This window comes from Succiniclasticum ruminis DSM 9236, assembly GCF_900112895.1.
Classification (GTDB): Bacteria; Bacillota; Negativicutes; order Acidaminococcales; family Acidaminococcaceae; genus Succiniclasticum; species Succiniclasticum ruminis.
This window is the reverse complement of sequence record NZ_FONL01000002.1, coordinates 193614-207956: the sequence shown is the minus strand read 5'-3', so window position 1 is coordinate 207956 and position 14343 is coordinate 193614. Positions and strand designations below refer to the sequence as shown.

Below are 14343 nucleotides of genomic sequence, written 5' to 3'. Positions count from 1 at the left end.
TGTGACTTCAATTTAAAACCGGAATCCGGATCTGTATACGTAATCGTTTTGGCAAAGGCAGAGAGACTGCCTAAAAGCAGCAGAGCAGAAACAGAAGCTGTGAGAATCTTACCCATTACATCTATTCTCCTTGTTAGTTGTGAAAGTTATGCAAAACTATTTTTCAGGCAGTAATCTGACAGTGTCCGCAAGACTTGCTGCAGACTGTGTCTTCATGTGGTCGCCTTTCGCGATATACAGGCTGAAAATGCCATTATCCCTTGTGCCTGACAGCAGGCTGTGCGCAAGGAAATCAAATTTGTTGATGACTTTGACATTGGTGTCAAAATGTAAGGTTATCTGATTTCCGTCATTGGTAACGGATGCTTTTGGATTGGAGAAGATTGCATGTTCTTTAATCTTTTCATTATTTGTCAGTTCAGGAAGTATTTTCTCTAATGCTTTCTGCATCTCGCTTTGCGGTACTTTGAATAATTCTTCCGCAAAATAATCATAGTCTTTATTTTTCTTTTTAAAGCTGTAGCTGGCAAGTACTACGCTTTCATCATACAAGGCATAAAAATCTTCCGGTTTTAAGTCTGCGGCCGCATCTTTTAACGAATACTGTGTCACCATGTTGGCTACCATGGTATAAGGAGCTGCCCAAGAAACATTCAATTTTAAGCCATCCTTATCTTTGATTTCCGGAGAGCATTTTACATAGATCCACTCATCCGGCAGGATTACAAACTGGTTTATCGCGGAATCTTCCATACCGAAGGGCTTAGCAGCTTTTTCGGGTTTGAAGAAAGAAAACCCTTTCAGAATGACGTCCCTTTCTTTTTTCAATTCTTTTTGGAACTTCGGGTCGCTTAAGGTAGTGTCTGTCATGGGAAGCAACGCTTTGTGAACGGCATGCGGATCCTGCATGGCGGTCTCTGCAGTTTCCATGTTAATGCCTTTGGTTTCATATTCTTTTTTAATGTTCGTGTCGTTGGCGGCTGAAACTTTCTTTTCTTTTACAACCGGTTCCGCACTGCAGAACGACTCAGCCACATACAGGATGTTATTCTCAGAAGTCAGGAAGACCTGCACATCCATTGCATTCTTTTCTACAGTTTTATCCTCTTTCAAGGTTCCGGGGTATTGCATGGAAATAATATAATAATCACGTTTGCCAACGGTTTTGGTGCTGTAGGAAAGCTTTGCGCCCTTCAGATCTTCCTGATCGAAAATGTGGAAGAGGCTGTCTTCCATTTTTGTATTTAACGTTGTGGTATAGGCGTAGGTTTCCGGATGGAACAACACATAATCCGATTTGTCAGCTGATTTTTTATTCGCTTCCAAAGCCAGTCTGGCCATAAATTCTCTGGTCGTAAACGGCTGTCCGGTTTTCTTTTCTACAACTTCAGCCGGAATGGCGGCTATTGAGTTCAGACTGTCTGTTGCGCTGGTATTTTCCTGGAATCCGTAACTGTACTTAGAGGCATATTCCATTACCGGATTCACCGACTGTACACTGAAACCGGAATCCGCATCCCTGTAAACATGCTTTGTTGCGGCGCAAACAGGTAATGCGCAGCTTAACACTAATAAGGAAGACAATATTGCTGCCGCACTGCTTTTCATATGCTCAGATACCTCCATATAAAAACTTTACTTATTCCTGACTACCTTAATCAGTCCTTTGCCCAGCCGCCAGTATTCTGTAACGGACTGTTCCGGAACCGGATTATGATGCGCATCAAATACGTTACGTTTTACTTCCAGTGCTTTTACGGCAACTCTTTCACCATTTTCAAAAACTGCAATCATCGTGAGTTTCGCGCTCATCTCCCAGATTTGCTGCGTTATACCGTTTTCGTTCACAGTTGTGGTCCAATTGAGAGTCTCGCCTTTCGCGGGAAGTTTTAAAAGTTCAAGATTGACACGGGTGTTATTTTGGGAATTCTGATTGTCAGTCCCGTCTTTTGTCCACCATGTCCTTGCGGTGATAGAGTAATCCGTAATATCCAGCATGTAAGAAGAAACGCCGTTGTAAGGAAGAAACTTTATGCTGCCAATCAGGGGAATCGGAGATTCTCTGTCCAGGCGGTATCCGATGTTGCTGCGTTCAAAAGTGACGTTCACTTTTTCTACAGGTCCGGATTTTTCGTCATTGTAAATGTAGTATGAGGAACGTCCCTCCGGATAAAAATAATCAAGAATTCTTTCCTGGGCCTGAACGGGAGCCGTCAAAGCAAGGAGCAAAAACAAAACACTGAATAACAATTTGAGCTTTTTCACTTTGATTCTGCCTTTCTGATTAAATATTATTATCTGTTTTATGAATTCAAAAACTAAAATTATGCAGTACCTGATCCCGACTCCATAATCTTGTTTTATTTCATCAGGTATTCATCAATAGCCGCTGCTGCCCGTTTGCCTGCGCCCATAGCGGAAATAACCGTGGCAGCACCGGTGACGATATCGCCGCCCGCGTAAACGCCCGGCATGCTGGTGGCGCCGTTTTCATCGGCTACGATGTTGCCGCGCCGGTTAACTTCCAAATCCGGCGTAGTCTGATGAATCAGCGGGTTTGGACCCTGGCCGATGGCCATGATAACTTCATCCACTTCCAGCACATAGTTGCTGTCTTTGATGGCAACAGGGGAACGACGGCCGGAAGCATCCGGTTCGCCCAGTTCCATCTTAACGCATTCCAGACCGGTGACCCAGCCCTGCTCGTTGCCGACAATACGTACCGGATTGTTCAGCAGGCAGAACTCGATGCCTTCTTCTTTGGCGTGCCCTACTTCTTCCTTACGGGCCGGCAGTTCATCTTCACCGCGGCGGTAAACAATGTACACATGCTCCGCGCCTAACCGCATAGCAGTACGGGCTGCGTCCATGGCTACGTTGCCGCCGCCCACGACTGCAACCTTTTTACCGATAAAGACCGGAGTGGCAGCCCGTGGGAACGTGTACGCTTTCATCAGGTTCACGCGGGTTAAGAATTCATTAGCGGCATAGACACCGTTGAACTGTTCGCCGGGAATATGCATGAAGTGAGGCAGGCCTGCGCCGGTCGCGATATACACTGCGTCAAAGCCTTCTTCTTTCATCAGCTCATCAATGGTAAAGGTACGTCCGATGATGGCATTGGTCTGGACGTGCACGCCCATCTGTTTCAGCCCCTCAATTTCGTGTTGCACGATTTCTTTGGGCAGACGGAACTGGGGAATGCCGTACATCAGCACGCCGCCGGCTGCATGCAGGACTTCAAAGATGGTTACGTCATAGCCTTTTTGCGCCAACACGCCTGCACAGGCCAGGCCGGAAGGTCCGGAACCTACGATGGCAACCTTTTTGCCGTTTTTAGCGGCAACTTCAGACGGATCCACTTTGTCCAGTCCGTGTTCCCGTGCATAATCTGCAACGAAGCGCTCCAGGCGCCCGATTGCTACCGGTTCGCCTTTGATACCCAGCACGCAGCGGCTTTCACATTGTTTTTCCTGCGGGCAGACACGGCCGCAGACAGCAGGCAGGCTGCTCTTTTCTTTAATGATTTTAATGGCGGAAGCAAAGTCTCCTTCAGAAACCGCGTGAACAAATTTCGGAATATAAATATTAACAGGGCAGCCTTCTACACAGCGGGGCTTGGGACAGTTCAGGCAGCGTTTGGCTTCTTCAATGGCAGTGGCTTCATCATAGCCCAGCGCCACTTCTTCAAAATTGCGACGGCGGATCTCAGCCGGCTGTTCCGGCATAGCGTGACGATTTACTTTAAGCATTTGCAGGCACCTCCGCATCCCCATTCAACCGATTCCTGAGTTTTATACATCTTCTGGCGTTCCATCAGATTGGCGAAATCTACTTTATGGGCATCAAATTCCGGGCCGTCCACGCAGGCGAATTTGTTCTCGCCGCCTACCAGCACGCGGCAACCGCCGCACATGCCGGTTCCGTCTACCATGATGGTGTTGAGGCTGACTGCCGTAAACACCTTAAACGGTTCCGTGGTGCGGGCCACGTTACGCATCATGATGACCGGGCCGATGGCGATAACATAATCCACCTTCTCGCCTTTTTCCAACATTGCCTTCAACGGATCGGTGACAAAGCCCTTATGACCGTAACTGCCGTCGTCGGTGCAGACAATCAGTTCGTCACTAACGGCGCGCATGCGCTCTTCCCACAATACCAGGTCTTTATTCCGGGCGCCGATAATGGAAATGACTTTGTTGCCCAGCTCTTTGTAAGCACGTGCGATAGGATACACCGGGGCAACACCGATTCCGCCGCCTACGCAGACTACAGTGCCGAAATTTTTCATTTCAGAAGGCTGGCCTAACGGGCCGACGATGTTATCCCACTCGTCCCCTGCTTCATAATCTTCACAGATATGGCGGGAGGTGTTGCCTACCACCTGGATAATCATGGTGATGGTTCCTTTTTCCCGGTCAAAATCCGCAATGGTGAACGGAACCCGTTCGCTTTCGGGATCCGATAACACAATGACGAACTGGCCCGGTTTGCATTTGCGCGCAATCAGCGGCGCCTCGATCACCAATTCGTATACGGCAGGTGAAACAAGTTTTTTGTCCAAGATTTTCGCCATGATGATTCCCCTTCCTTCAATTCATATTTCCCTATCTAATTATTATAATACGTTTTCGGGTTTCATTGTTACGAAATTTAAAACAATTTGTGAATAAAAACAAATAAAATAAGTAGAAGCTTTAGGAATAAATTTGCCTAAAGTATTCTTATTTCCCTGTAAGTCGTTTTGCTACCCTGTCAGCTTCATAATAAATCTTTTCCGCATCCAGCGATTTCACTTCGCCTTTTTCCATTACTACTTTGCCGTTGATAATGGCCGTGTCCGCATCACCGGCATTGGCTGCGTATACCAGAAGACTCAGGCGGTTGTTGCGGGGATACCAGTGGGGCTTGTTCATATCATACAAAACAATGTCTGCCAACCAGCCTTTTTCCAGTTTTCCCAGCTTGTCATAGCCAAGGCATTTTGCTCCCTGGTATGTGGCCATGTCCCAGGCCGTGGCTGCCGGAATGCACAGCGGATCATAAGTGACAGCTTTGTGCAGCATGGCGGTGAGCCGTGCTTCTTCCAGCATGTCCAGGTTGTTGTTGCTGGTGGCGCCGTCGGTGCCAAGACCTACTGTGATTCCTTTTGCCAGCATCTTTTCTACCGGGGCGATACCGCTGGCCAGTTTTAAGTTGCTCTGGGGATTGTGGGCTACCCTTGCCTTTTTGGCAGCCATGATTTCCATTTCTTCGTCCGTCACCCATACGCCATGGGCAATCAGGCAGCCTCTGTCCAAAATGCCAAGGCTGTCTGCGTATTTAATAGGTGTGGCGCCGAAATTCTTTACGCAGTCCTTTACTTCCTGCTCTGTTTCCGCCAGGTGCATGTGCAGCTGGCATCCCAGTTCGCCAGCCGTATCTACTAATAGTTTCAGATATTCCTTGCCGCAGGTGTAAGGAGCGTGGGGTCCCAGCATAACGGTGATCAGTCCGTCATCTTTTCCGTTCCAGTCTTTGTAAAGCTGTACATTCTCTTTAAGACGTTCATCTGCTTTGTCATATTTGTCGCCCATCAAGCCCCGGGACAGACAGGCGCGGATGCCTGCTTCCTGAGAGGCCTGCGCAGTTTCATCCATGAAGAAATACATATCGGCATAAGCAGTAGTACCGCTTTTCAGCATTTCCAGAATGCCCAGTTGCGTGCCCACATAGCAGTCGCCTTTCTGCAGGCCTGCTTCGGCCGGCCATACTTTATTCTGCAGCCAATCCATCAACGCCATATCATCGGCGTAACTGCGCAGCAGGCACATGGCGATGTGCGTATGCGCGTTCACCATACCGGCAGCAGCTAACTTTCCTGTGCCGTCAATCTGATAGGCATCCTCATAGCCTTTTGGCTTTTTAATACCGATGTAGGAAATTGTATTCCCTGTAATGCCGATGTACTTCTTTTTGTAAGCCGGGCCGTCCGTAACAATTTCCACATTGCTGATTAAAATTTTCTTCATGACAAGTTCCTTTCGCTAAGTTTGAATAAAATATAATGAGTCACTCTTCTCCCCGCTGCCTTTTGCTGTAATGATTCAGATAAAAATCGTGCAGCGTGTTTACGGTAGTTTCATTTAATGGGAACGACGAACCAAAAGAATGGGCAATACAGTAAATCTGCGCGGCTTTTTCCAGGACCTGTGCTGTTGCCAGCGCTTCTTTCATATTCCTGCCCCAGCATACGGCGCCGTGGTTTGCCAGCAGCGCGGCACTGCGTCCGCCTTCCATGGCTTCCACTGCTTTTAATCCCAGTTCTTTTGTCCCGGCAATCGTGTAGTCGGTACAGCGCACCGCGCCGCCTGTAATTTGTGTCAGGTCTTCAATAACGGGAGGCAGATCCTTATGTGCCACTGCCAGTGCGCTGGCGTAAACACTGTGGGTATGCACGATGGCCCGGGCTTCCGGAAAGTTTTTGTATATTTCCAGATGCAGCGGCAGCTCCGAAGAAGGACGCAATGGAATGGCATTGTTTCCGAAGGCATTATCCACACTTTTTTCCGGGCCTCCGTCTTCACTGCCAGTCTTCTGAACGTCCCCTTTCAGGTCAGTCACGACGATATCAGCGGAGGTGAGCTGCTCATAATCCCTGCCTGACGGCGTGATGGCAATATGATTCTCATCCACGCGGCAGCTGATGTTGCCATAAGTACCGATGGTCATGCTGGAATGAGCCAGCACAAGCCCCGCTTCTACCACCGATTGCCTGATTTTCTCTAAATTACCTTTATCCAATGTTAAGACCTCTTTTCAGAAAAACGTACATGTTAAAGCCGCGTTGCATTATAATTTTCTCGCCCTTACGCGAATCCGCACATAATCGATGATCCACCTGCCATCCTTGCAGAGTTTTGGCCGCAGCCGGCTTTCCGCTTCCTGAAGGATTTCTGCCTTCTGTTTTTCTTCCATTCCCCGGAAGGGCTCCCTGACGAACATATCTATCCAGTCCACGACGGTCTTTCCCGGACTTTGCGGTGTCGGGCGGTCAAACAGTACAGCGTAATCCGGACGCAGTCCGTTACGCTCTAAAACGGCAGTGTATTCGGCAATCGTAGGGAAATAGTTAAACCGTGCGTAATGCAGACCACGCTCTGCAAAGCACTGCTCCAGCATGACATGGACTGACTCCGCGCAATTTTTGCCGCCAAATTCACAAACGAGGGAGCCACCCGGCTTCAATGCATCTGCAATATGCACTGCCAGCGCATCCTGCTTTTCCGCGTCAATCCAGTGGAATACGGCATTGGAAAAGATTACGTCTGCCGGAGGTTGCAGCGTAAACTGCGTGGCGTCTCCTTTCTCAAACCTGATGTCCGGAAAAAGCTGCCGCGCGACAGCAAGCATTTCTTCCGAAGCATCCATTCCCCGGACCAGGAAACCGAGTTCCTGAAGTTTTTTGCTGAGTGCTCCGTTGCCGCACCCCAAATCCAGAACCCGAGACCCCGCCGGCGCGTCAATGAGCTTCAGCACATCCTCCCCAAATTGATGAACGAAAGAAAAATGATTTGTGTAATTCGTTGCATTCCAGTCAATGTTCATAATTCGTTTGTTTTATTCGCACATCTCCGCCAGGTTCAGCGGTTTGCCCTGCTGCATCAGGTCAAACTCTTTTGTTGCCGGTATGGCCGATACGATTTTTAACGCGCCGTTTGTCTTGTCAATCCAGAAAGAAGCATGGTCTGTCCAGAGTTTCCCTCTGTTATGCTCCCGGAGAAAAATAAAATGGGTATCAATTTCATAACCGGCACTGACTAACGCGAAGGGTCCCATCCACTCTTTGGCAATTTCGTAAGCCTGTTTTGCTGTGATCATGATTACACCTCTCCTCTTCAACAAATCTTTTAATCAGCGTCACATTAAAAAATTATATTATATATAATCAGATTATCAGGCAGTTTTTCTCAGGGTTAAACCGGATACTTTCTTCTTGCCAGACAGCAGTAAACGTTCTCCAAAATCATCGAGCAGCCGCTCACTTCCGCGGAACTCATCGCTTTTTTATGGTAAATCCGGCCGTCGTCGTATAAAAAATCCCAGATGGAACAAATGACATCCTCTTCTTCCTCCCGGTACGGAGAAAAAGATCCTTCTATCAGACGGTATTGCCTGTGCGACAGCGGCCGCATCAGTTCCTGCTGTATTTCTTTTCCTGTTTCCAAAAAGTCCCGTCCGTTGTTTTCCGCAATCCGGATCCAATAAACCTGGTTCATTTTGAAAATAAAACCGAATTTATCCAATAAAAACTGATACAGTTTTTGTCTGTCCCCGGCGTCCAGCAACGTTTTTAATTCCTCAAAATTTTTGATGAACTCTTTGTCGTAATAGATTATGATATTTGTTTCCATAGGATGTCCATGCATATTAAATCACTGTCCTTCTGCCGACAGCAATAAATCAAGCAGTTTATGATAGTAATCAATTTGCTTATCGCTTAGTTCGTCATCGGAGCGCATGGTAAGAGTCCAGCCGGCCCCGTTGTTTGCGTCTTTGTAGGAAACGGAAAGGCTTACGCTTGCAGCATCCAGGGCAAATAAAGCACTTTTGCGAAAGGGTTTCCATTTAAAGATTTTATACTCCCTGCCCAGTTCCTCCATCTTTTTTAACACGTCTGCTGAAATGTTTTTGTCCACCGTTCTTTCCGGAGAACTATGCCAGTCTTTGCCGCTGCTTTTGTAGTTTGCTTCCGAATCACTGATGCGTTTCAGTTCAATGCGCTCGTATCCGCCTGTAGAACTGCCGGAACTGACGTATCCGCACCTTGTAATATAAGCTGTCTTTTCCTGAACCATATCTTTTCCGCCTTTGGCTTCTGCAATGCCGGAAAATAGCGGAAGACATATTCCAAAACATAAAACTGCAATCAAAGCTTTTCTGATTCTCATACTTTTTCCCCCTCGCTGTCTGTTTATGGATTACTTTTCAACCAGTTCCCCAACGATTGCTCCGCCTATAATGAAAACAGCTCCGGCAATCTGCAGCATGGTCATGCTTTCGTTCAGCAGCCATGCGGAAAACAATAATGCCGATACAGGATCGATATAACTGATAAGCGCCACCGACTGGGCGGGCAGGCGCTGCATACCTGTAAAATAAAGGAAATAAGCCAGCCCCGTGTTCATAAGACCGATAATCAGAAGGTACGGAATATCGGCAGTCATCGGGTAAGATAAACCCGAAGCAAAAAGAACGTATAACAATACAACAACAAAAGCCACATCGAGTTCAACGGCGGCTGTCTGTAACCCGCTTGTATTTCTGATGCGCTTGTTGAACACAATCAGGCCCGCATAAAAAAGGGCCGAACCAATCGCCGTAAACAGTCCTGCCATACTCAGCTTGCCGGCGGCAATACTCCCGGTAATACAGAGCAAACCGGCAGCAACAATCATAACGGCAACCAGTTTCCGCTTTGTCAGCTTTTCACGGAACAGCCAGGGCGAGAAAAGTAATACCAGCATGGGACCTGCATAATAAATCAGCGTAGCAAGGCTTACATTCAGCATCCGGTATGCGGCGAATAAAGTCACCCAGTTCAAGCCAAGGGCGATGCCGCCAGCCAGAAGATTGCCCAGTTCGGGTTTAATCCGGCTGAACGAAAAGTCTTTTTGCATCAGGACCATTGCTGACAGCACAAGCCCGCCGATCAGTGTCCTGACAAGAACAATCTGGCTGCTCTGCAGCGAGATATGTGCCACCAGGTATCCGTTTGTGCCAAACAGCAGCATGGAAAGAATATACATGCCGTAAAAAATGCCTGCGTTTTTGTTGTTCACTTTCCGTCCCCTGACTCTTTCAATTCTTTAACAGCCAGCGCGCCCTCTGCATAGCTTATATCCGTATCGTAAAGGGAATCTGCCGCGAAGGCTATCAAGGTACAAAATGATTTTGCGTCATATAGTTTTCCCGAAATTGAAGTAACCGTCTCACCTTTCGAAAACGCTTCGATTACATACGCCGGGTCAAATGCGTTGTGAATCACGGAGACAAGACGCTCTCCCTCCCTGATATATGTACAGGGCTCATAGGGGTGACAGGAAAGCTGATAGGTCTTTCCATCTACTGTAAGATACGGATTCTTGTCTTCCAGTCCCAGTGTGTAGCGTTCATCTTTATAAACTATAATGTCTTTATTTAACATTTTAAATTGCGCAGGGCTTCCCTGTTGTTGCCGATAATCATCCCGACTTTTTCGCAGGTTTCCAGTTGACTGCAGTCGCCGCATGTTTCATAACCCTTGCTCAGGCCGCATTGACGGATCTGGCAAAGGGAATCGCAATATGGCGTTTTCACTCCGTCCATGCGGCAACCCTCACAGTTTATCATTTCCGGGGTTATTTCCGCATGATTCAGCTCAGACCATTCTTTTGCGATTTTCTTACGCAGTTCATTGTCATTATGCATCGTTGCAAGCCGGGCCTCACAGGTTTCACAATCCAGCCCGCAATAGGCAATATACGTTTTCATTGCATAACCTCCGGAAACAGAAGCCACGTTTGCCAGCACTCCCCGTCGTAAAGAAACAACCCGGCTTTATCTGTATTTATCCAGTGTTGCATAATGCCGTTGGAATTCTACCTGTAAATCCGGCCAGGCTTCGTCCCGCATGTTTGCGTCCTGTTCCTTTTTGCAAACTAGATTATATTTACCGCAACGTTTCATATAGAAAACTTGGCTTTACATATTTTACCTTTACCGGTTTGGAATGCATGGAACATTCCCCGGTCATATCGGTAAACTTGCCCGGCGTCATTTCACAGCAACGCTCTTCCCCGTTCCGGCTGACGGACGCAACCGTATTTCCGGTCTGGCCGTTGACCATGACGTTCATGCAAAGGCGCTTTTGTAAATCGCGATATTCCAGATAATATACAGGCATGGCAATGGTGCCGTTTTTATGTTTGATAAAATCATCGCCCCATTTAAGAATCCTGGGGCTTTTTACATCAAAGGTTTCGCTGATTTCTTCTGTAAGGCGTTTCGCAAGCAGGGCCTGTCGCAGTTCCAGCTCGTCGTTGTCATTCAGGGTTGCCATCAGGCGGACATCCCCTTCTACATATTCGGGGACGAAAGGACCTGCCTTTTCAAAATTCCAGGGCTGGAGGCGGTCAAACGTTTCCGCGTCCAGGCTGTTGAACAGGCTGACCCAGTTGAGCCATTCCACGTAAAGTTTGGACCGGCTGCCATTCATTGCAACTTCTAACAAAAACTTCCGGTCCCATAATCTTCCCGGTGCATAAACAGCCAGTAATTTTTTCTGTTGCAGCAGGGCGTTGACTGGGAAACCGCCCTGTTCCAGATTATATCGTTCCGCAAGCCTGCGGATATAAATTTCCGCCTGCTCAGGGTTAACTTCGTAAGGAAGACACTGGTCCGGCAGCATGCCTTCATATCCAATGATCCTTGCAACTTTGATATATCCGTGTTCTGCCGCATCCTCAAATGAGTATTTGCTCCCACAATACCGGCATTCAAACATACTCATGACAGAGTTTCCGTGGACGGGCGCTCCGCAGGCCGGACAGTCAAAGGAAAACTCTCTTTTGTTTTTGAAAGTCACGAACGCACGCCGGTCAAACAGCTGCACCAGTTCGTCAAAGGTTCTCCACTTGCGTTTGGCAAGAAGTTCTTCTTTAACAGACACAGGTGTCAGGATAGCCACACGCTTCAAACTGAAATAACCTTCTTCCGTAAATTCCAGTTTTCGATGATCGTGCTTCATGCGTGACTGCTGCATCGCATAGGCTGACATATTGCCGCAGAACGGACAGCAAAACGCCTGCTTTGCCGGATTGGGATACATGGGAGCGCCGCAAACATTGCAGCGCAGAATGCCGACAGTAATCATTTCATATTATGCCTCATGAAGATATTTCCACTGTTCTTCACTCAACTTGTCTACATCAAAGCCCATGGCCCGTAATTTGATTGTTGCCACCTCTTCGTCAAGTTCTGCCGGCAGCAGGTACAGTTTGTTTTCCAGCTTGCCTTTGTTCTCCAGCACGTGGCGCATGGCAAGGAACTGCATGGCGAAGCTCAGGTCCATGACTTCCGCCGGATGTCCGTCGCCGCAGGCCAGATTTACCAGACGGCCCTCGCCTAACAAATTCAGCTGATGACCATTGGCCAGGGTGTATGCGGTAATATTCTGACGCGCTTCAAAGGGAGCTTTTACGCTCAGCGCTTCCAGGTCCGGTTTGTTTATCTCAACATCAAAATGTCCGGCATTGGCCAGCAGCACGCCGTCTTTCATCAATTCCATGTGTTCTTTGCGGATGACATCCTTGCAACCCGTAACGGTGACAAAGATATCGCCTTTCTTCGCGGCTTCCGCCATGGGCAGGGTTTCAAAACCGTCAAATACCGCTTCAATGCCTTTGATGGGATCCACTTCCGTGACGATGACCCGGGCGCCCATGCCTTTGGCCCGCATAGCCACGCCTTTGCCGCACCAGCCGTAACCGGCAACCACCACGGTCTTCCCTGCCACAATCAGGTTGCTGGTACGCATGATACCGTCCCACACACTCTGGCCGGTACCGTAGCGGTTGTCAAATAAATATTTGCAGTTGCTGTCGTTGACAGCAATCATGGGGAACGCAAGCTTCCCTGCTTCCGCCAGTGCACGCAGACGGATCACGCCGGTGGTGGTCTCTTCGCTCCCGCCCCACAGTTCCGGAATCAATTCCCGGCGCGTGGTGTGCAGTTTGTTCACCAGGTCGCCGCCGTCATCCACGATCAGCTGGGGATGGGTATCCAGCGCTTTATCCAGATACATGTCATATTCTTCGTTGGTGCAGGCGTGGGTGGCGAACACAGTGACGCCGTTTGCCACCAGGGCAGCCGCCACATCGTCCTGTGTGGAAAGCGGATTACTGCCGGTAACCGTCACGTTGGCGCCGCAGTTTTTCAGCGTCAGCGCCAGATAGGCAGTCTTGGCTTCCAGATGAATCGTGACCACCATGTTGACGCCTTTGAATAGTTGGGTGGGCGCATACTTTTCGTTAAAGTAATTCAGCAAAGGCATGTGGCCTTTCACCCAGTCGATTTTTTTCTGGCCGCTTTCTGCCAGGCTGATGTCGCGGATTATGCTTTCCATGTAAAGAGTTCCTCCCTGAGTACTTTTGTTTTTAATTCTTTAATCGATTTGCTGAAGGGCGGGCGCAGTACGCCGTATTCGGTGATGATGCCCGCTATCAGTCTGGCCGGCGTTACATCGAAGGCCGGGTTAAACACGTTGACATTTTTCGGGGCAGAGACCTTGCCCTGAAAACTTCTCACCTCGTTTGCATTGCGTTCTTCGATGGGAATCTGTGTGCCATTTTTCAGTGAAAAGTCAAAGGTACTGGCCGGCGCCGCGATGTAAAAAGGAATGCCGTGAGCTTTGGCTGCAAGTGCTACGCCGTATGTGCCGATTTTGTTGGCTGTGTCTCCGTTGGCGGCGATACGGTCCGCCCCGGTAATGACGATATTGATGCCTTTGGTTTTCATGGACCAGGCCGCCATGTTGTCGGTAATGGTGGTGACGGGAATGTTGTCTTCCAGCAGTTCCCAGGCTGTGAGGCGCGAGCCCTGCAACAGGGGCCGGGTTTCATCCGAATAAACCATTTTTACTTTTCCCTGTTCGTGGGCGGAACGGATTACGCCCAGGGCGGTACCCCAACCACAGGTGGCCAACGCTCCCGCATTGCAGTGCGTTAAGATGACAGCCTCTTCCGGCACGACTTCCGCGCCAAAGTCACCCATCTTTCTGTTTTTGGCGATGTCCTGTTCGTAAACTTTGACTGCTAACTTTTCCAGTTCCGCATCTGTCTGCGGCAGGTTCAGTCCCGCTTCCGCCATTTTGCAGGCGGCGTCATACATCAGCTTCGTCGCCCAGGAAAGAGTGACTGCAGTAGGACGAGATGCATCCAAATCGTTGCGGGCCTGCAAAAAATCTTTCAGTAACTGTTGCTGCAACTTTTTAGCGGCATGGTCATGACTTCCATACAGCATGGCAGCATAAGTTTGCAGTTGCATATTGGAGGTGTTTGCAGCATCCCTTTTTGTTTCGTACTTTTCTACAATCTTCCGCCAGGCCAGTACCATGGCAAAAGCTGCCGCCGCCCCGATGGCCGGCGCGCCCCGCACTTCCAATTTTTGTATGGCTTTCCCCACACGCTGGTACGTGTCGCAGAAAATCCATTCCACGCTGACGGGCAGCTTCGTCTGGTCAAGCAGAATCAGCTTTCCGTTTTCCCATTTCATTGTTTCAACCATAACAATTCCCATCCTTGCTCTTCGTACAGCATTTTC

General features: G+C 48.7%; 16 protein-coding genes. All 16 read right to left on the bottom strand.

Features of this window, described 5'->3' with window-relative positions:
• Window positions 1-156: 156 nt before the first annotated feature.
• The 16 genes from BM159_RS03005 to mtnA all read right to left on the bottom strand — a co-directional run bounded on the left by BM159_RS03005 (window position 157) and on the right by mtnA (window position 14307).
• Window positions 157-1608, bottom strand: coding sequence for a hypothetical protein (locus BM159_RS03005; RefSeq protein ID WP_093912786.1), 1452 nt, complete (start codon window positions 1606-1608; stop codon window positions 157-159).
• Between the two features lie 27 nt (window positions 1609-1635).
• On the bottom strand, window positions 1636-2265 hold the full coding sequence (locus BM159_RS03000) for a hypothetical protein (RefSeq protein ID WP_093912785.1): 630 nt from the start codon (window positions 2263-2265) through the stop codon (window positions 1636-1638).
• 95 nt (window positions 2266-2360) lie between these two features.
• On the bottom strand, window positions 2361-3752 hold the full coding sequence (gene gltA, locus BM159_RS02995) for an NADPH-dependent glutamate synthase (protein ID WP_093912784.1): 1392 nt from the start codon (window positions 3750-3752) through the stop codon (window positions 2361-2363).
• Complete coding sequence (locus tag BM159_RS02990) at window positions 3740-4579, bottom strand: sulfide/dihydroorotate dehydrogenase-like FAD/NAD-binding protein (RefSeq protein WP_093912783.1); 840 nt, start codon at window positions 4577-4579, stop codon at window positions 3740-3742. The genes gltA and BM159_RS02990 overlap by 13 nt, the downstream gene beginning before the upstream one ends.
• A gap of 148 nt (window positions 4580-4727) precedes the next feature.
• Window positions 4728-6014, bottom strand: coding sequence for an amidohydrolase (locus BM159_RS02985; protein ID WP_093912782.1), 1287 nt, complete (start codon window positions 6012-6014; stop codon window positions 4728-4730).
• 40 nt (window positions 6015-6054) lie between these two features.
• Window positions 6055-6786, bottom strand: a complete 732-nt coding sequence (locus BM159_RS02980; protein WP_218149483.1) for a class II aldolase/adducin family protein — start codon at window positions 6784-6786, stop codon at window positions 6055-6057.
• Between the two features lie 48 nt (window positions 6787-6834).
• Window positions 6835-7590, bottom strand: a complete 756-nt coding sequence (locus BM159_RS02975; RefSeq protein WP_093912781.1) for a class I SAM-dependent methyltransferase — start codon at window positions 7588-7590, stop codon at window positions 6835-6837.
• Between the two features lie 12 nt (window positions 7591-7602).
• On the bottom strand, window positions 7603-7863 hold the full coding sequence (locus BM159_RS02970; protein WP_093912780.1) for a hypothetical protein: 261 nt from the start codon (window positions 7861-7863) through the stop codon (window positions 7603-7605).
• Between the two features lie 95 nt (window positions 7864-7958).
• Complete coding sequence (locus tag BM159_RS02965; protein WP_093912779.1) at window positions 7959-8396, bottom strand: hypothetical protein; 438 nt, start codon at window positions 8394-8396, stop codon at window positions 7959-7961.
• A 21-nt stretch (window positions 8397-8417) separates the two neighbouring features.
• A complete protein-coding gene (locus BM159_RS02960) occupies window positions 8418-8933 on the bottom strand; it encodes a hypothetical protein (protein ID WP_093912778.1) in 516 nt (171 codons plus the stop codon).
• 30 nt (window positions 8934-8963) lie between these two features.
• Window positions 8964-9824, bottom strand: a complete 861-nt coding sequence (locus BM159_RS02955; RefSeq protein ID WP_093912777.1) for a DMT family transporter — start codon at window positions 9822-9824, stop codon at window positions 8964-8966.
• Window positions 9821-10189: a hypothetical protein gene (locus BM159_RS02950; protein WP_093912776.1), complete on the bottom strand. Its 369-nt coding sequence runs from the start codon at window positions 10187-10189 to the stop codon at window positions 9821-9823. The genes BM159_RS02955 and BM159_RS02950 overlap by 4 nt, the downstream gene beginning before the upstream one ends.
• The gene (locus BM159_RS02945) at window positions 10183-10515 is read right to left on the bottom strand and encodes a DUF3795 domain-containing protein (protein WP_093912775.1); all 333 of its coding nucleotides are present in this window, start codon (window positions 10513-10515) and stop codon (window positions 10183-10185) included. Before BM159_RS02945 ends, BM159_RS02950 begins: the two co-directional genes overlap by 7 nt.
• Before the next feature lie 178 nt (window positions 10516-10693).
• Window positions 10694-11896, bottom strand: coding sequence for a hypothetical protein (locus BM159_RS02940; protein ID WP_093912774.1), 1203 nt, complete (start codon window positions 11894-11896; stop codon window positions 10694-10696).
• Between the two features lie 6 nt (window positions 11897-11902).
• Complete coding sequence (locus tag BM159_RS02935; RefSeq protein ID WP_093912773.1) at window positions 11903-13147, bottom strand: adenosylhomocysteinase; 1245 nt, start codon at window positions 13145-13147, stop codon at window positions 11903-11905.
• The gene (gene mtnA / locus BM159_RS02930) at window positions 13135-14307 is read right to left on the bottom strand and encodes an S-methyl-5-thioribose-1-phosphate isomerase (RefSeq protein WP_093912847.1); all 1173 of its coding nucleotides are present in this window, start codon (window positions 14305-14307) and stop codon (window positions 13135-13137) included. Before mtnA ends, BM159_RS02935 begins: the two co-directional genes overlap by 13 nt.
• Window positions 14308-14343 lie beyond the last annotated feature (36 nt).

Bases quoted from the DNA above. Each gene is read 5' to 3' on its own strand.
- BM159_RS03005 (WP_093912786.1), bottom strand. From the start codon at position 1,608: ATGAAAAGCAGTGCGGCAGCAATATTGTCTTCCTTATTAGTGTTAAGC.
- gltA (WP_093912784.1), bottom strand. From the start codon at position 3,752: ATGCTTAAAGTAAATCGTCACGCTATGCCGGAACAGCCGGCTGAGATC.
- BM159_RS02990 (WP_093912783.1), bottom strand. From the start codon at position 4,579: ATGGCGAAAATCTTGGACAAAAAACTTGTTTCACCTGCCGTATACGAA.
- BM159_RS02985 (WP_093912782.1), bottom strand. From the start codon at position 6,014: ATGAAGAAAATTTTAATCAGCAATGTGGAAATTGTTACGGACGGCCCG.
- BM159_RS02975 (WP_093912781.1), bottom strand. From the start codon at position 7,590: ATGAACATTGACTGGAATGCAACGAATTACACAAATCATTTTTCTTTC.
- BM159_RS02970 (WP_093912780.1), bottom strand. From the start codon at position 7,863: ATGATCACAGCAAAACAGGCTTACGAAATTGCCAAAGAGTGGATGGGA.
- BM159_RS02965 (WP_093912779.1), bottom strand. From the start codon at position 8,396: ATGGAAACAAATATCATAATCTATTACGACAAAGAGTTCATCAAAAAT.
- BM159_RS02960 (WP_093912778.1), bottom strand. From the start codon at position 8,933: ATGAGAATCAGAAAAGCTTTGATTGCAGTTTTATGTTTTGGAATATGT.
- BM159_RS02950 (WP_093912776.1), bottom strand. From the start codon at position 10,189: ATGTTAAATAAAGACATTATAGTTTATAAAGATGAACGCTACACACTG.
- BM159_RS02945 (WP_093912775.1), bottom strand. From the start codon at position 10,515: ATGAAAACGTATATTGCCTATTGCGGGCTGGATTGTGAAACCTGTGAG.
- BM159_RS02940 (WP_093912774.1), bottom strand. From the start codon at position 11,896: ATGATTACTGTCGGCATTCTGCGCTGCAATGTTTGCGGCGCTCCCATG.
- BM159_RS02935 (WP_093912773.1), bottom strand. From the start codon at position 13,147: ATGGAAAGCATAATCCGCGACATCAGCCTGGCAGAAAGCGGCCAGAAA.
- mtnA (WP_093912847.1), bottom strand. From the start codon at position 14,307: ATGGTTGAAACAATGAAATGGGAAAACGGAAAGCTGATTCTGCTTGAC.